Genomic DNA, 17,231 nt, shown 5'->3' on the forward strand with positions numbered 1-17,231 from the left:
AATGGAGCTCAACGATCTGGCGATCTGTTGGCCCCTGATGTTTCTAAAACGGTCCGATAGTGAGCGTGAGCTCTCTGAAGGACCATCCTTAGAAAGGAGGTGATCCAGCCGCAGGTTCCCCTACGGCTACCTTGTTACGACTTCACCCCAGTCGCTGACCCTACCGTGGCCGGCTGCCTCCCTTGCGGGTTAGCGCACCGTCTTCAGGTAAAACCAACTCCCATGGTGTGACGGGCGGTGTGTACAAGGCCCGGGAACGTATTCACCGTGGCGTGCTGATCCACGATTACTAGCGATTCCAACTTCATGGGCTCGAGTTGCAGAGCCCAATCCGAACTGAGACGGCTTTTTGAGATTTGCGAAGGGTCGCCCCTTAGCATCCCATTGTCACCGCCATTGTAGCACGTGTGTAGCCCAGCCCGTAAGGGCCATGAGGACTTGACGTCATCCCCACCTTCCTCGCGGCTTATCACCGGCAGTCTCCTTAGAGTGCTCAACTAAATGGTAGCAACTAAGGACGGGGGTTGCGCTCGTTGCGGGACTTAACCCAACATCTCACGACACGAGCTGACGACAGCCATGCAGCACCTGTGTTCCGGGCTCCGAAGAGAGGGTCACATCTCTGCGACCGGTCCCGGACATGTCAAGGGCTGGTAAGGTTCTGCGCGTTGCGTCGAATTAAACCACATGCTCCACCGCTTGTGCGGGCCCCCGTCAATTCCTTTGAGTTTTAATCTTGCGACCGTACTCCCCAGGCGGAATGCTTAAAGCGTTAGCTGCGCCACTAGTGAGTAAACCCACTAACGGCTGGCATTCATCGTTTACGGCGTGGACTACCAGGGTATCTAATCCTGTTTGCTCCCCACGCTTTCGTGCCTCAGCGTCAGTACCGGGCCAGTGAGCCGCCTTCGCCACTGGTGTTCTTGCGAATATCTACGAATTTCACCTCTACACTCGCAGTTCCACTCACCTCTCCCGGACTCAAGATCCTCAGTATCAAAGGCAGTTCTGGAGTTGAGCTCCAGGATTTCACCCCTGACTTAAAGACCCGCCTACGCACCCTTTACGCCCAGTGATTCCGAGCAACGCTAGCCCCCTTCGTATTACCGCGGCTGCTGGCACGAAGTTAGCCGGGGCTTATTCTTGCGGTACCGTCATTATCTTCCCGCACAAAAGAGCTTTACAACCCTAGGGCCTTCATCACTCACGCGGCATGGCTGGATCAGGGTTGCCCCCATTGTCCAATATTCCCCACTGCTGCCTCCCGTAGGAGTTTGGGCCGTGTCTCAGTCCCAATGTGGCTGATCATCCTCTCAGACCAGCTACTGATCGTCGCCTTGGTAGGCCATTACCCTACCAACTAGCTAATCAGACGCGGGCCGATCTTTCGGCGATAAATCTTTCCCCGTAAGGGCTTATCCGGTATTAGCACAAGTTTCCCTGTGTTGTTCCGAACCAAAAGGTACGTTCCCACGCGTTACTCACCCGTCTGCCGCTGACGTATTGCTACGCCCGCTCGACTTGCATGTGTTAAGCCTGCCGCCAGCGTTCGCTCTGAGCCAGGATCAAACTCTCAAGTTGGACTTGAACTTTGAACCGGCTGATCACAACGTTTGACGAGGTCCCACCATTTTTCGCCGACCGAAATCGACGAGCTGCCTGCGATTCACATCGCTGGCAACGATGGTGTAACCTTTAAAACGTGTACCGCCGAAGTCTTTCGTCCGGTCTCGATCACGAAAGCCGAAGCTCCCGATCAGCGAGACCCGCAAGGACTCCGCCGTCCACGTTTCTCTTTCTTCATCTTCACTTGTCAAACAGCCCGGGGCCGGAGAGGCCCCAACCTTCCAGAGTGGAAGGGTTCCGACACTCTTACCGACGATGAATGACTCCAATCGACTTGCGTCGATCGTTGTGTCACTCAACAAGGTGAGGAGCATCAGTGGCGCGTTCGCTCGCCTTGGTCAGTGACCCGGCGGCGCCGCGCTCAGTGGTCGGGTTATAGGCCCGCCCCCTCGGGATTGTCAACGGCCATTGTCAACAAATCGTCGCACGGCTCGCCGCCTGCTGCACTGCGGAAAAATCCCCTTGTTTTCCGTACCTTACACGAGAGTGGGGCTGTGCACTTCTCGCCAGATCGATGCCGGGGGCGAAAAAACTTTCAAAATTTTTCTGGTTCCGGACGACCTTTTTCGAGGTTCCGGACGCCAGCCAAGATCCTCGCCGAGATCCCTGCCAAGACCCCTGCCAAGATCCTTGCCAAGATCCTTGCCGAGATCCTTGCCAAAATCCCGGGCAAAGATCCCTGGCAAGATCGCTGGTAAGATCGCTGGTAAGATCCCCTGCCCATCCCCCGTCCAGGTACCGCTGGAGGACGAAACTTTTTCCCGATTAGGCGCCGTACTAGAGCCACAATCCCGCGGCGTTCTGGTATGACACAAACTTGAATCGCTGGGTGCCAGTGGGGGCTGTCGGCGATTTTGAGTGATCAGGGGGAGGCGATCGACCGATGACCACATCGCCTTTCACACACCGTCGAGAGACATCGAGAGACCTTCATCCGCTTAGCTGTTCGTGATCTCGGCCGGGCCTTAATCACGGCCCTCTGAACTCCCGAGCGTCTGCGCGGCTTGCCTTTTTCCGGCGATCCCCCTTGAAGAGGGCGACGGCGGCAAGGTGCGAACGAGGCCTCTTTCGCATGTCGCTGATTTGGGGGACTTGGGTTGAACCATAGGGCGTCACGCGGGGGTTACGGGCGTGAGACCGGGATCATCGATCTCGGTCACGAGCCGCCGCTTTCCGTCGATGGTTCTGAAGCCGCCGTGATCGACCGCCGTCGCGTGTCGGTACAATGGTTCAGCGGCACGATTCTGACCGGACTCTGCGGCGCAGCCCTCATCGGCGGCGCCGTTTTCGCGTCGCTCGACGGCGAAATGACGTTTGCCAAGGTGCCCGAGCGCGTTGAAGGCGCGCTGCGCGGCGCGTTCGGCGCCGGCGACCGCGCCGCCACGCTGCACAAGAGCGACCGCCTGCCGCCGCCCGGCGAGTCCAACGCCTCGCGCAACGTGGTGCGCGTCTCCACCGTGGCCCGAGTCGGCAACCGCGACGTGATGAAGGTGCGGCCCTTCATCCGCATCGCCGGCAATCTGTCGATGACGACGAGCGACCTGTCCGCAAAAATCCCGCCCTTCAATGCCCAGCGCCTTCTGACCGACGTCGGCACCGCGCCGCAGGCCGCCACCGACGATCCCAACAATCCCGAAGCCGTCGAGCCCGACGCCGAGGTCTCCTTCGTCACCAAGGACCTGACACCGGTCCTGCCCAAGGCAAAAATCTCCGCCATCGTGGCGCTCGACGACATCCTGATGCGGGTGCGCGATGCCGCCAACTGGCGCGGCAACGGCGCCGGCGTCCGTTACGCCTCGCTGGCCAACGCGACCGCCGACGTCTCCGGCGCGACCGGCTCGTCCGACATGAAGATGGCCTATGCGACGGAGTCGTCGGCGGCCGACCCCTATGCCGGCTTCGAGACCCGCGTGGTGCCGGAAAACGTCACGCTGCTGCCGAAGACCAAGGGCCAGATCACCGGCGGCAATCCCAATGGCGAGCGCGTGCATGTCGTGAAGAAGGGCGACACCGTCGCCTCCGTGCTGCGCGACCTCGGCGCGACGCCGGAAGAGATCAAGGCGATCGCCGCGACACTCGGCCCGCGCGGCCGCGACGGCGGCATCAAGGACGGCGAGAAGCTGCGCATCCTGATGGCACCGGCAACGCCCGGCGCAAGACTCCAGCCCTTCCGCGTCGTCATCGCCAACGAAACCATGGTCGAGGCGATCGCGGCACTGTCGGATCTCGGCAAATATGTCGCCGTCGACGTGTCAAGCATGAACACCACGGCTGATGCGGCCGCGAACAATGCCAACGACGACGATGACGATGACGACGGCACCGGCGTGCGGCTCTACCAGAGCATTTACGAGACCGCGATGCGCAACAAGGTGCCGATGCCGGTCATCGACGACATGATCAAGATCTACTCCTACGACGTCGACTTCCAGCGCAAGGTGCAGCCGGGCGATTCCTTCGACGTGTTCTACGCCGGCGAAGACGAGGGCGTCACCGCGACGGAAAAGAACGACGTGCTGTTCGCCTCGCTCACCGTCGGCGGCGAGACCAAGAAATACTACCGCTACCAGAGCCCCGACGACGGCGTCGTCGACTACTATGACGAGACCGGCAAGAGCGCGAAGAAGTTCCTGGTCCGCAAGCCCGTCAACAATGCGATCATGCGCTCCGGCTTCGGCGGCCGCCGCCACCCGATCCTCGGCTATGTGAAAATGCACACCGGCGTCGACTGGGCGACCTCCTACGGCACGCCGATCTTCGCATCGGGCAACGGCGTGATCGAAAAGGCCGGCCCTGAGGGCGGCTACGGCAAATATATCCGCATCAAGCATTCCAATGGCTATGAGACCGCCTACGGCCACATGTCGGCCTTCGCCAAGGGCATGGAGATCGGCAAGAAGGTTCGCCAGGGCCAGGTGATCGGCTTCGTCGGTTCGACCGGCCAGTCGACCGGGCCCCACGTCCACTACGAAATCCTGGTCAACGGCCGCTTCGTCGATCCGCTGCGCGTAAAACTGCCGCGCGGCCGCTCACTGGAAGGCGCCATGCTGGCCGGCTTCGAGAAGGAGCGCGACAGGCTCGAAGGGATGATGAACAACCGCGGCGGCGGCATCGCCCGCATCTCGGATGCCACCGGCGGACCGCTGCAAGTCAGCAATCGATAAGTCAGCAATCGATAAGCCTGCAAACGACAGGCCGGCAACCGGCCGACATCGAGCAGACATCTGCATAAACATGGTCTGAATGCGCGCTGTTGAGCGAGGCCATCTCGCGTCGACACAACGTCAAGTTTCGTTTGCCAAACCCGAATGAGCAGCGAATACTTCCTAAAAAAAGGGAGGTCGCGTCATGAGGAACAAGCTCGCCTGCGCAGCTATCGTCGCTGCGATTTTCTCCACCACGAGCGCATCGGCCGAGAGCTGGGAGGTCACCCCGCTGGTCCCCGGCTCGGCGTTCCACGGCGTGCACGGGCTCGCGGTCGACAAATCGGGCCATCTGTTTGCCGGCAGCGTTGCCGGTGCTGCGCTCTATGAGGTGGACGTCGCGGGCGGCACGGCCAAGATCGCAATCCCCTCGCCCGTCGGCATGGCCGACGACATCGCATTCGCGCCCGACGGCACCATGGCCTGGACCGGATTCCTCGCCGGCGATCTCTATTCGCGCAAGGGCGACGGCCCAATCAAGAAGCTCGCCTCGGGGCTAGCAGGCATCAACTCGCTCGCCTTCCGCAAGGACGGCCGGCTCTACGCCACGACCGTCTTCCTCGGCGATACGCTGTATGAGATCGACGTCGAGGGCGTGAAGCCGCCGCGCCAGATCATGGAGAAGATGGGCGGCCTCAACGGTTTTGAGTTCGGCCCCGACGACAAGCTCTATGGTCCACTGTGGTTCAAGGGACAGGTCGCCAAAGTCGACGTCGACAAGGCCGAGCTGACGGTGGTCGCCGAAGGCTTCAAGGTCCCGGCCGCGGTCAACTTCGATTCCAAGGGCAATCTCTTTGTGGTCGACACCGCGCTCGGCCAGCTCGTGCGGGTCGATCCCAAATCCGGCGCCAAGACCGTGGTCGCGCAGCTCAAGGCGTCGCTGGACAACCTCGCGATCGACGACAAGGACCGCATCTACGTCTCCAACATGGCCGATAACGGCATCCAGGAAGTCGATCCGGCGACCGGCCAGGCCAAGCAGGTCATCATCGGCAAGCTCGCGCTGCCGGGCGGCATCGGCGTCACCTCTGACAACGGCAAGGACATAATCCACGTCGCCGACGTATTCGCCTATCGCACCGTCGACGGCGCCACCGGCGAGGTCACGGAGAAGGCGCGCATGCATGCTGCCGGCGTCACCCTGGAATATCCGATGAGCGCCACCGCGAAGGGCAACGACGTGGTCCTGTCGAGCTGGTTCACCGGCACGGTGCAGGTGATCGACGGCAAGACCGGCGCGACGCGCGAGATGCTGCACGACTTCAAGGCGCCGCATGACGCGATCGTGCTCGAGGACGGCAGCCTGCTGGTGGCCGAGCTCGGCACCAAATCGCTGGTCCGCGTCAGCGGCGAGCACAGTAAGGATCGCACGGCGCTGATCGGCGGCCTCGAAGGCCCCGTTGGGCTCGTCGGCGGATCGAGCGGCGAGGTCTATGTCACCGAAGCTTTTGCAGGCCAGGTGTCCCGGGTCGACAAGAACGGCGAAAAGACCGTGATTGCCAAGGACCTGAAGATGCCGGAAGGCATCGCCCGCACCAGCAACGGCAGGCTCATCGTGGCCGAAGTCGGCGCCAAGCGGCTGATCGAGATCGGGCCTGACGACGGCAAGGTGACCGAGATCGCGGCCAATCTTCCGATCGGCCTGCAGGGCGCGCCCGGCGGCTTGCCGACCCACATCCCGACGGGCGTGGCCGTCGGCGCCTCCGGCGTCATCTACTTCACCTCCGACGTCGAGAACGCGATCTACAAGGTGGCAAAGAAGTAGCGTCCCGCGAGGAGAGGAACCCCGCCGGCGGAACCTGCGCGCGGCTTTCCGGTTGAGAGGCTGGGAAGCCAGCAGGAGGATCACCCATGAGGCGCCTCTCCCGCGACGACGTCATCAAGACCGTGGACCGGGCCGACGACGTCACCATTGCCCAGATCATCGGAACCGGCGCAACCGTCGACGAGCTCGCGGAGGCGCAGGCCTGGCTCGCCAATGACGAGCCGATGATCAACGATCTGCGGCCGCTGGCCCATGGCCGCGTCCGCGAGCTCGTGGATATCCTCTCCGAGCTCGACGAGGCCAGCGACGAGGACGGTCCGGCTCCGGGCCCTGCGCCGACGGAAAACTAGCTGACGCACGAAACAATTCGCCCCGGAGAAGGATGGCCTCTCCGGGGCGTGGTTGTTTGCGTCGGTGCGAAGATCAGTTCAGCTTGCGCTTCGGAACCGGCGCCTCGAACTGGGCGATTTCGGCGGTCTGCGGCGACTTGCCGTTGAAGGTCAGCACGTTGCCCTCCGAGGAGATCGCAACGGCATCGCCGTCCTTCACCTCGCCGGCCAGGATCATCTCCGCGAGCGGATCCTGGAGGTAGCGCTGGATCACCCGCTTCAGTGGACGCGCGCCATAAGCCGGGTCCCAGCCCTTGGCAGCCAACCAGTCTCGCCCCGCGTCATCCAGCGCGAGCGCGATCTTGCGATCGGTGAGCAGCTTCTGGAGCCGTGCGAACTGGATCTCGACGATCCGGCCCATCTCGCTCTTCTGCAAGCGGTGGAACAGGATGATCTCGTCGACGCGGTTGAGGAATTCGGGACGGAAATGCGCCCGCACCGTTCCCATCACGTGCTCGCGCACGGCGGACGTATCCTCGCCCTCCGGCTGGTTCACCAAGAACTCCGAACCGAGATTCGAGGTCATGATGATCAGCGTGTTGCGGAAGTCGACGGTGCGGCCCTGGCCGTCGGTGAGACGGCCGTCGTCGAGCACCTGCAACAGCACGTTGAAGACATCAGGGTGTGCCTTCTCGATCTCGTCGAACAGCACGACCTGGTAAGGCCGGCGCCGCACGGCTTCGGTGAGCGCGCCGCCCTCGTCATAGCCGACATAGCCCGGAGGCGCGCCGATCAGCCGCGAGACCGAGTGCTTCTCCATGTATTCGGACATGTCGAGGCGGACCATCGCGGTCTCGTCGTTGAACAGATACTCGGCGAGCGCCTTGGTCAGTTCGGTCTTGCCGACGCCGGTGGGCCCTAAGAACATGAACGAGCCCATCGGCCGGTTCGGATCCTGCAGGCCCGCGCGCGAGCGACGCACGGCGGTTGCAACCGCGCGCACCGCCTCGCCCTGGCCGACGACACGCTTGCCGAGCTGCTCCTCCATCTTGAGGAGCTTTTCCTTCTCACCCTCGAGCATCTTGTCGACGGGCACGCCGGTCCAGCGCGAGACCACCTGCGCGATGTGGTTGGCGGTAACAGCCTCCTCCATCATCTCGCCGGAGTTCTCTTTCGCCTCGATATCCCCGAGCTTCTTCTCGAGCTCCGGGATCTTGCCGTAGGCAAGCTCGCCGGCGCGCTGGAATTCGCCGCGCCGCTGGGCATTGGCCAGCTCGACGCGAAGTGCGTCGAGCTCGGCCTTGAGCTTCTGGGCGTTGGAGAGCTTGTTCTTCTCCGCGCTCCAGCGCGCGGTCAGCCCTGCCGACTTCTCTTCGAGGTCCGCAAGCTCCTTCTCCAGCGTCTGCAGCCGGGTCTTGGAGCCGAGATCGCTTTCCTTCTTCAGCGCCTCCTGCTCGATCTTGAGCCGGATGATTTCGCGATCCAGCGAGTCGAGCTCTTCCGGCTTGGAATCGACCTGCATCTTCAGCCGCGCCGCCGCCTCGTCCATGAGGTCGATGGCCTTGTCGGGCAGGAAGCGGTCGGTGATGTAGCGGTTGGACAGGGTCGCGGACGCCACCAGCGCGGAATCGGTGATCCGCACGCCGTGGTGCTGCTCGTACTTGTCCTTCAGCCCGCGCAGGATCGAGATCGTGTCCTCGACCGAGGGCTCGCTGACGAAGATCGGCTGGAAGCGCCGCGCCAGCGCCGCATCCTTCTCGACATGCTTCTGGTACTCGTCGAGCGTGGTGGCGCCGATGCAGTGCAGCTCGCCGCGCGCCAGTGCCGGCTTCAAGAGGTTGGAGGCATCCATCGCGCCGTCGGCCTTCCCGGCGCCGATCAGCGTGTGCATCTCGTCGATGAACAGGATGAAGTTGCCCTCGCTCGCGGTGACCTCCTGCAGCACGGCCTTCAGCCGCTCCTCGAACTCGCCGCGGTATTTTGCACCCGCAATCAGCGCGCCGAGGTCGAGCGACAAGAGCTTCTTGTCCTTCAGGCTTTCGGGCACGTCGCCATTGACGATGCGCAGCGCGAGGCCCTCGGCGATCGCGGTCTTGCCGACGCCGGGCTCACCGATCAGGACGGGATTGTTCTTGGTCCGGCGGGACAGCACTTGAATGGTGCGGCGGATCTCCTCGTCGCGGCCGATGACCGGATCGAGCTTGCCGTCGCGTGCGGCCTGGGTCAGGTCGCGGGCATATTTTTTCAGCGCGTCATAGGCGTTCTCGGCCGTGGCGCTGTCGGCGGTGCGGCCCTTGCGCAGCGACTCGATCGCAGCGTTGAGATTTTGCGCGGTGACGCCGCCCTTGTTCAGGATCGTGCCGGCCTCGCTGGATTTCTCCAGCGTCAGCCCGAGCAAGAGACGCTCGACGGTGACAAAGCTGTCGCCGGCCTTCTCGCCGGCCTTCTCAGCCGCGTCGAAGGCGCGTGCGAGCTCGGGCGCGAGATAGATCTGCCCGGCGCCGCCGCCGCTGACCTTCGGCACCTTGGTCAGGGCCTCCTCGGTCGCTTTGAGAATTGCACGGGAATTGCCGCCGGCGCGGTCGATCAAACCCGCAGCGAGCCCCTCATTGTCGTCCAGCAGGACTTTCAGGAGGTGCAGGGTGGAGAATTGCTGGTGCCCCTCGCGCATCGCCAGCGACTGCGCGGACTGGATAAAACCCCTGGAGCGTTCGGTGTATTTTTCGATGTTCATTTCCGGTTGTCCCTCGGCCTGCCCCCAGGGCCCCTGAGGCACCCCGGACGGCATCTTCATTGGGTTTCCGCTGGCCGCATTGACGTTTCTCAAGCAGCAACGGTCGTCGTCGACCGGCGTGGCCGCCAGCCTGAGGCAGATGTGGGAAGCGTGCCCGCGGATCGGAAGAGGCGTCTTCACAAATTCGTGCGCGGATTGGCCCAGTGGCAGCGGCGGGCAGAATCCCTTAATGAGCGCCATGACTTCCAGCCCGACTGCCGAGATTACCGGCCTGTACCGCTACCCGGTCAAAGGCCTTTCGCCCGAGCCCCTGCCCCGCGTGCCCTTGCGGGTCGGCCAGACCCTCCCGGCCGACCGCCGGTACGCCATCGAGAACGGCCCGAGCGGGTTCGATCCCGAGGCGCCGCAATGGCTGCCCAAAACCCAGTTTTTGATGCTGATGCGGAACGAGCGGCTGGCCGGCCTGCAGAGCCGGTTCGAGGACGCCAGCAATCTGCTGACGATCCGGAAGGACGGCCAGGTGGTCGCCGCGGGCGACATGGAGACCCCGGCGGGACGCGCAGCGATCGAGCGCTATTTTGCGGAGAACTTTCAGCCCGAGCTGAAGGGGCCGCCAAAAGTGTTGTCGGGCCGCGACCACAGCTTTTCGGACGTCGCCCGCAAGGTCGTCTCCATCATCAATCTCGCCAGCGTGCGGGCGATCGAGACCATGCTTGATGGCGCCGCCGTCCACCCCTTGCGCTTCCGCGCCAATCTCTACGTCCAGGGCTGGCCGGCCTGGCACGAGCTCGACCTCGTGGGCCAGACGCTCGCGATCGGCCAGGCCCGCCTCAGAATCGTCAAGCGCATCGTCCGGTGCGCCGCCGTCAACGTCGACCCCGAGACCGCGCAGCGCGATCTCGAGATTCCGCCCACGCTCTCGCGCCGCCTCGGCCACATGGACTGCGGCATCTATGGCGAGGTGATCGCAGATGGCGACGTCGGTGTCGGCGACACCGTCGCGGTGGAAGCGCCGACGCTGGTGTGAGCTCCGTCGATCTTCGTAGGGTGGGTTAGCCCTGCGGCTGCGCGATGCGCAGTCCGCTGGGCGTAACCCACCGCTTTGGTCTCCGCGGTGACAGAAGTGGTGGGTTACGCCAGCGGACCGCGCTTCGCGCGGCCGCGAGCTAACCCACCCTACGGCTCCGTCAATTCGGCATCACATACGCATAGATCCGCCCACGTGACACCGGCGCCTCGCGAACGCGGTTGCCGTTGTTGCCGGAAATCATGATCGGATTGCCCTGCGCGTCGACGCCGGTGATGATGCCGACATGGCCGCCCCGGCGGCCGCGCGACGTGACCGCGATCGCACCGACCTGCGGACCGGAGACGCGCGTTCCGTAATGCGCGAACGAGTTTGCCATGTCGGAGCCGGTGCCCTGATGTCCGGTGTGCTGCAGCACCATGTTCATGAAGCGCGCGCACCACAGGCTGCCGCGCCCCGTGGGATTGCCGCCGAGATAGCGGCGCGCCTCGGAGACGAGGCCCGATCCGCTGCCGAAGCCGCCGACGACGCCCACGCCCATGTTGCCGGTGTTGGTGTTGGAGTCATGGCTCGCCTGTGTGTTGGCAAAACCGTTCGCCTGCAATTGCGCGGCGCCGCGCTCGACGCGTGAGCTGCGCGCGGCATGCCTGTAATGCCTGATATGATGATAGTGCCTGGCGTGGTGCACGTATGCGTGCCGCTCTGCGCTATGGCGATGGGATCTTGCTGACGCTGGAGAAACCGAAGCGGCGATGGCCGCGGAGAAGAGCGCCAGCGCGATGACAAGACGCGGCAGGCGAGACGCAAACAACTCGAACATTCTTCATCCTTCGTTGACACCCCCAATTCCCGTCGGCCCGTGCGGTGGCCGACACCCGCGGGCCGTAAAGACTGCCAATGTGGCGAGAAAAAGACACGATGTGGCAGCGCCAAATTCACCTTCGGGAAAATGTTGGGTTGATTTTGTGTCGCCTCTGGTCTGAGGCTGCCGCATTGCTGCCCACGGCATTAACTGCGATCCTGTTGCGCACGGCTTTACAAGAGGGAAACGGTTAATGCCCCACGCCACCACCAGGGATGACGTCCGCATCTATTTTGAAGAGGCGGGCAGCGGGACACCCATCATTTTCCTGCACGAGTTTGCGGCCGACTACACCAATTGGGAGCCGCAGATGCGCTACTTCTCACGCGGCCACCGCTGCATCACCTATTCCGCGCGCGGCTATACGCCCTCAGACGTGCCGCCGGGCGAGGTCTACTCCTACAAGCACTTCTACACCGATGCGCTCGCCGTGCTCGATCATGTCAAGATCGAGCGCGCGCATCTCGTCGGCCTCTCGATGGGCGCCTATTCGTCGCTTCAGATCGGACTGAACGCGCCAGAGCGCGCATGGTCGATGACGCTGGCCGGTGTCGGCTCCGGCTCGGAGATCGAGAACCTCGAGGTCTGGCGCAAGCAGTGCCGCGACAATGCCGAGCAATTCGAAACGTTAGGCTCCGCCGAAGTCGCAAAAGTCACGCGCGAGGCGCCGAGCCGGATTCCCTTTCTGGTCAAGGATCCGCGCGGTCACGCCGATTTCTACTCCGCACTCGCCCGCCACGACTCCAAGGGCTCCGCCAACACCATGCGCGGCTTCCAGGGCGGCCGTCCCTCGATCTACACCATGACCGACGCGATCAGGAAAGTGCCGACACCGGCGCTGATCATCTGCGGCGACGAGGACGACGCTTGCGTGCAGCCGAGCCTGTTCCTGAAGAAGCACCTGCCTGCGGCAGGGCTCGCGATGTTTCCAAAATCCGGCCACGTGCTCAATCTCGAAGAGCCAGCGCTGTTCAACGAAAGCGTCGAGCGTTTCATCACGCTGGTCGAGGCCGGGCGGTGGCCGGTGCGCGATCCGCGGTCGATGCCGGTGAGTTAGTCCCACCAATGTAAGACCTGGGCAGGAGCAGGTGCCAGACCTTCTCCTGCCCATCGCGCGCATACGATGTGTCGTTTCCGCCCGATCAGAACAGGCCCGGGATCAGCATCGCCACTTTCTCCCGGTAGAGCCGGTACTGGTCACCGAACGTCGCCACCAGATCGCGCTCTTCGAGCCAAATGCCGACGAAGATATAGGCTGTCGTCACAGCCGCGAACAGCAGATGGCCGAGCGTCATGGTCGGCGCAGACCAGAATGCGACGATGAAGCCGAGATAGATCGGGTGCCGGATCAGGCCATACAGGCCGGGTGTCTTGAACTTCATCGGCTCGGCGATTCGTCCGACGAAATGCGTGACGACCTGCGTCAATCCGAACAGCTCGAAATGGCTGATCAGGAACGTGCTGTAGAGCACGATGAGCCAACCGATGAAGCTGCCGGCAGTCGCGGCATAGGCGAGAACTGGCGTCTCGATATGCCAGACGACTGTCGCGATCGGCTGCCACTGCCAGAACAGCAGGATCAGCGTCAGGCTCGCCAGCAATACATAGGTGCTGCGTTCGAGCGCAGGTGAGGCAAAGCGCGTGAACAGCCTCTTGAAGCCCTGCCGGGCCATTCCGCTGTGCTGGACGGCAAACAGCGACATCAGCGCGAGATTGACGACGAGAGCCCGTGCGGTCGAAGCCGTCGCGCCGCTGTCGATTGTCTTCGGCACGACGAGCTGCGAAATGAAGCCGACGGCATAGAGGAACGTGGCGAAGAAGACGAGATAAGCGAGCACGCCGTAGGCCAGCACGAGGCCTCTTGCGGCGAGCGAGGTTTGGGCCTGGACCGGCCCGTTCTGCATGGTGATGGACATGTCCGGTTCTCCTGATGTGCGGGTGGGTGTGGACGGCCGCGTTAGACGAAGGTGCGCTTGGTGCAGGCCTTCTTCTCGTTGCAAGAGCTGCCGAGGCAATCGACGGGCTTGCGCTTGCCCGAATTTTCCCGAACGGCGGCGCCGCCGCGATGATCGTGGACGAACTTTGCCGCGGCGGGCGAAAGCGCCCCGGCTACGATCAAACCGAACAGCACGGCACGGACGCTCACGCGACGAAACAAGGGACCGGCCTTCTGGAATTCCTGCTCGCCAAGCTTCTTCGACATGAATTGCGTGGCTGCCCGTTCGCGATTGGCCAGCATGTGGGCGACGGACCGGTTGATGAACCGGCGCCAGCGCAAGAGGACGGCCGTGAGATATCGGTGCGCGAGATATCTGTAGGATGGGCTCAGCGCGGGCGCCTGGTACTGCATGGACATGATTTCGCTCCTTTGAAAGGTTCGCGCCCGCGCTGAAAGACTGTTCGGCGTCGGCCGCTTAGTAACTGGACGCGCAGTTGTCGTACTGCCTGTTGCAGGTTCGGTTGATGCACGCGGTCCAGTCGCCTCTGGGGCCCGCGGCCCCGGCGCAACGCTGGTTGCAGAGCCGATACTTCTGAATGCAGCTCATTTTCGCAGCATCGGCCGTGTCGGCGAAACTCAGAAATGAGCCTGCTGCAAAGCCCGCGATCAAGAAGGATTTCCAGTAGCGCTTGTTCATGTGTTGCTCCTCATCGTTTGGTCGGCTGTCGTGATCGACGACAGCGAATTGGCATTTGCCGGAAGGTGGGACGACGCCCGCGCCGAAACGTTATTCCGCGGCGGCCGCCTGTTGTGCGGGATCGGCGCGCACGACGACGGTGGTGGCGACCTTGTAGAATTCCTCGCCGGGCATGCCGACGCGCCGCGCATGCTCGCGGATGGACTCGCCGTCGCGCGCCTCGTAGATGCAGAAGGTGCCGATGCGGCCGTCGGCCTCATGGACCACGTAGCTGCGGATCCAGCGGACGCGGTCGGACATCTGCTCGTTGCCGATCCGGGCCGACTTGGCGCCGGCAGCTTCCAGCTCGCTCAGGTTTGCCCAGGCACTCGGGCGACGAATGACGTAGAGTTCCATCAGATAGCTCCTCTTGGGGACCGTTGAACCATCCGGCCACCAGCGACCGAAGGCATGAGGAGCTATAGGCACTGATAGCGCTGACCGTCCTTACCGCGGCCTGATCATTTGCTGATCCTTGCTTGCCCCCTGACCGACCCTGCCTGACCTTTGCCTGAACCTTTTCTTGCCTGCCTGGACATAACGATATGACCCTCAGGTTTGGACCCTTCGAGCTCGATGAGGCGAGCCGCGCTCTAATGTGCGCGCGGAAGGAAGTCCCCTTGCAGCCCCGCGTGTTCGATCTGCTGGTCTATCTGACGCGCAACCACGATCGGGTCGTCACCAAGGATGAGCTGCTCGACGCCGTCTGGGCTCATGTGACCGTCACGGACAATTCGCTGCAGCGCGGCGTGAGCATGCTTCGCACCGTGCTCCGCAACGGCGGCATGGACAGCGCTATCCGGAATGTGGCGGGCAAGGGATATCGCTTTTGCATCGACGGCGGAGCGGAGCCGCAAGCGGCTGAGACGGCAGACGATGACGCGCCCGATCTGCGGACGCGCGCGCAACGTGCGGCCGCCGCGCAGGCATGGGAGGAGGCCGCAGCGATATTCGCGAAGGCCGACGCCACCGGTCTGCTCGATGGCAACGATTTGCATCAATGGGCCCTCGCCCTCCAATGCACCGGCAAGGCCGATGCCGCCATGCCCCTTCTGGCTCGCGCGCTCGCTGCGCATACCAACGCCGGCAATGTGCCGCCGGCCGTCATCGACACGGTCACGCTGTCGGGCCTGTACTTTGAGCGCGGCCAGGCGGCGATCGCCAAGGGCTGGCTGGCACGCGCCGAGGATTGGGCCGCCGAGATCGACGATCCCGCGACGAACGCGCTGATCCTCTGGATGAAGTCCAAGGTCGCCGCGTTCGACGGCGAGCCGGAGTTCGCGCTGTCGCTCGCGGACGAGGCCTACAGCGCGGTCCGGCACAAGGATGCCGTCAGCATCGAGGCGCTGAGCCTCGTCTACCGCGGCTTCTACCGGCTGTGCCTCGGCGATACGCGCGCAGGACTGGCCGATCAGGACCACGCCGCAACCCTCGCACTCTCCAGCAACCGGCTCGATCCGGTCATGGGAGGCATCCTCTACTGCAACATCCTGTGGGCCTCGCGGATGTTCGGGGACTGGGCACGCGCCGACCAGTGGACGCTGGGCTATCAAAAGTTCTGCTCGGAAAGCGGCATGGAGCTGACCGGCTCGTGCCAGCTGCACCGTTCAGAGGTCCTCGGCGTCAGGGGCTCGCTCGGCGAAGCCTTGACTCGTATCCAGGACTCGCTTGCGCGCCTTACCAGCGATGCGCCCTGGTCGATCGGCGATGCCAACCGTGTGCTTGGCGATATTCAATCCGCCATCGGCAATGATGACGCCGCACTCGAAGCCTATGACAAGGCCTACTCTCTCGGCTGGTGCCCCGAACCCGGCCGCGCGATGCTGCTCTTGGAACGCGGTGAAGCGGAAGCCGCCCATGCCAGCCTCGAACGCAGCCTGATCGGCAAGAGCTGGTGGACGCTGCAGCGGCGAGGAATCTTGTTTGCGCATCTGGGGCTGGTTGCCGCCCATACCGGCCGGCGCGAGCAGGCGCTGGAATTGATCGACGAACTGTCCGGAAGTGCCGACCGGTGGCCGATGCCATCGATCCGGGCGCTGACCAACGAAGCGCAGTCGGTGCTGGCGCACACCAAAGGCGACTACGAAGCCGCGCTGCGTCACCTGCATCTCGCCCGCCAACTCTGGTCGAGCATCGAGGGACGCGTGCACGTCGTGCGGCTGCGGCTCCGGATCGCAAAGCTCCAGCTGGAACGCGATGACATCAGGGGCGCATCAGCGGAGCTTCACGCCGCCCAGCTCATCACCCACGATCTGGGCTCCCACAAGCTCGAGGCCAACTGTGCAGAGCTGCAACGCGAGATCGCCATGCGGGAGTCCGGGCGCGCCGCCTAGAGTATGAGATGCGAGCTAACCACTCATCGCCGCGCGATAGAAGGCTTCCACCTTTCCCAAATCCTTTGAGTGGGTGCCCTCTCGATCGGTTCTTGTTTTCGAATCAACACCGGCAGGTCGCACCGACCGAATAGCTTCTTTGACATTGTCTGGTCCGAGGCCACCAGCAAGTATGACTGGGGTACGAACACTCTCGACGATCCTTCGACTGACGCTCCAATCATGCGTTACGCCCTGCGCGCCGATTTGCACATCGCCTGCGCGATGACTGTCAAGCAGGATCCAGTCTACAATTCCATCATAAGCTTGCGCCACACCTACTGCCTCGGGTCCCGTGACAGGTACGCTGCGCATGAATTTGCTCCTTGGCAGAGACTTTCGCAGCTTCACGACATGATCAGGCAGAAGCAACTCGCTTGATGCGCCAAGATGGACGATGGGTGGATCAAGCTCCCCTGCCATCCGTTCGATAAGAGCGACATCCGCTGAGAGGAACAGGGCCGAAAGTAGTGACGGTGCCCGGATCATCTTCATAACGGCTGACGCGTTCTGAACCGAAAGCTCCCGAGGGAAGGTGCCATCGCCGACGAGCACGCCGACATGATCCACGCCGATTGCCGAAATCGCCTCGGCTTCCGCGGGTGTCGCAACTTCGTAAATTTGCGTCAGCATCTTCT

14 protein-coding genes and 1 rRNA gene are annotated in these 17,231 nt (G+C 63.1%); 6 read left to right on the forward strand and 9 right to left on the reverse strand.

The genetic code is table 11. The annotated features are described in order from the left end of the window. Positions 1–92: 92 nt before the first annotated feature. Both KUF59_RS40500 and KUF59_RS40505 read right to left on the reverse strand, forming a co-directional pair. Positions 93–1,581: ribosomal RNA gene (locus KUF59_RS40500) — 16S ribosomal RNA — on the reverse strand. Between the two features lie 23 nt (positions 1,582–1,604). Further along, on the reverse strand, positions 1,605–1,940 hold the full coding sequence (locus KUF59_RS40505; RefSeq protein WP_258767998.1) for a hypothetical protein: 336 nt from the start codon (positions 1,938–1,940) through the stop codon (positions 1,605–1,607). A gap of 783 nt (positions 1,941–2,723) precedes the next feature. Here KUF59_RS40505 and KUF59_RS40510 point away from each other — a divergent pair. The 3 genes from KUF59_RS40510 (at position 2,724) to KUF59_RS40520 (ending at position 6,944) form a co-directional block, all read left to right on the forward strand. Beyond that, the gene (locus KUF59_RS40510; protein WP_212460283.1) at positions 2,724–4,790 is read left to right on the forward strand and encodes a M23 family metallopeptidase; all 2,067 of its coding nucleotides are present in this window, start codon (positions 2,724–2,726) and stop codon (positions 4,788–4,790) included. Positions 4,791–4,974: 184 nt separating this feature from the next. Next, positions 4,975–6,594, forward strand: coding sequence for an NHL repeat-containing protein (locus KUF59_RS40515; protein ID WP_212460282.1), 1,620 nt, complete (start codon positions 4,975–4,977; stop codon positions 6,592–6,594). A gap of 86 nt (positions 6,595–6,680) precedes the next feature. Next, positions 6,681–6,944 (forward strand): hypothetical protein, encoded by a 264-nt coding sequence (locus tag KUF59_RS40520; RefSeq protein WP_212460281.1) that lies wholly within the window; start codon positions 6,681–6,683, stop codon positions 6,942–6,944. Positions 6,945–7,017: 73 nt separating this feature from the next. Here the strand turns inward: KUF59_RS40520 and clpB are convergent, their stop codons facing one another. Beyond that, positions 7,018–9,657, reverse strand: coding sequence for an ATP-dependent chaperone ClpB (gene clpB, locus KUF59_RS40525; protein WP_212460280.1), 2,640 nt, complete (start codon positions 9,655–9,657; stop codon positions 7,018–7,020). 238 nt (positions 9,658–9,895) lie between these two features. Between clpB and KUF59_RS40530 the strand changes: the two genes are divergently transcribed. Then, positions 9,896–10,684, forward strand: a complete 789-nt coding sequence (locus KUF59_RS40530; RefSeq protein ID WP_212460510.1) for an MOSC domain-containing protein — start codon at positions 9,896–9,898, stop codon at positions 10,682–10,684. A 160-nt stretch (positions 10,685–10,844) separates the two neighbouring features. Here KUF59_RS40530 and KUF59_RS40535 read toward each other — a convergent pair whose 3' ends face one another. Next, positions 10,845–11,504: a TIGR02594 family protein gene (locus KUF59_RS40535; RefSeq protein ID WP_212460279.1), complete on the reverse strand. Its 660-nt coding sequence runs from the start codon at positions 11,502–11,504 to the stop codon at positions 10,845–10,847. A gap of 235 nt (positions 11,505–11,739) precedes the next feature. Here KUF59_RS40535 and KUF59_RS40540 point away from each other — a divergent pair, with 235 nt between their 5' ends. After that, positions 11,740–12,603, forward strand: coding sequence for an alpha/beta fold hydrolase (locus tag KUF59_RS40540; RefSeq protein WP_212460278.1), 864 nt, complete (start codon positions 11,740–11,742; stop codon positions 12,601–12,603). A gap of 85 nt (positions 12,604–12,688) precedes the next feature. On the opposite strand, the gene mddA is transcribed toward KUF59_RS40540, so the two are convergent. The 4 genes from mddA to KUF59_RS40560 all read right to left on the reverse strand — a co-directional run bounded on the left by mddA (position 12,689) and on the right by KUF59_RS40560 (position 14,578). Then, on the reverse strand, positions 12,689–13,462 hold the full coding sequence (gene mddA, locus KUF59_RS40545) for a methanethiol S-methyltransferase (protein ID WP_212460277.1): 774 nt from the start codon (positions 13,460–13,462) through the stop codon (positions 12,689–12,691). Between the two features lie 41 nt (positions 13,463–13,503). Next, positions 13,504–13,902 carry a hypothetical protein gene (locus KUF59_RS40550; protein WP_212460276.1) on the reverse strand — a complete coding sequence of 133 codons (399 nt, stop codon included), beginning with the start codon at positions 13,900–13,902 and terminating at the stop codon, positions 13,504–13,506. A gap of 58 nt (positions 13,903–13,960) precedes the next feature. Next, a complete protein-coding gene (locus KUF59_RS40555) occupies positions 13,961–14,182 on the reverse strand; it encodes a hypothetical protein (RefSeq protein ID WP_212460275.1) in 222 nt (73 codons plus the stop codon). A gap of 90 nt (positions 14,183–14,272) precedes the next feature. Continuing rightward, positions 14,273–14,578 (reverse strand): nickel-binding protein, encoded by a 306-nt coding sequence (locus KUF59_RS40560; protein ID WP_212460274.1) that lies wholly within the window; start codon positions 14,576–14,578, stop codon positions 14,273–14,275. Positions 14,579–14,766: 188 nt separating this feature from the next. Between KUF59_RS40560 and KUF59_RS40565 the strand changes: the two genes are divergently transcribed. Then, positions 14,767–16,554, forward strand: a complete 1,788-nt coding sequence (locus KUF59_RS40565) for a winged helix-turn-helix domain-containing protein (RefSeq protein WP_258767999.1) — start codon at positions 14,767–14,769, stop codon at positions 16,552–16,554. 15 nt (positions 16,555–16,569) lie between these two features. Here the strand turns inward: KUF59_RS40565 and KUF59_RS40570 are convergent, their stop codons facing one another. Continuing rightward, entirely contained in the window at positions 16,570–17,226 is a 657-nt protein-coding gene (locus tag KUF59_RS40570) for a phosphoribosylanthranilate isomerase (protein WP_212460272.1), read from the reverse strand. Positions 17,227–17,231: the final 5 nt, after the last annotated feature.

The organism is Bradyrhizobium arachidis, assembly GCF_024758505.1.
Classification (GTDB): domain Bacteria; phylum Pseudomonadota; class Alphaproteobacteria; order Rhizobiales; family Xanthobacteraceae; genus Bradyrhizobium; species Bradyrhizobium manausense_C.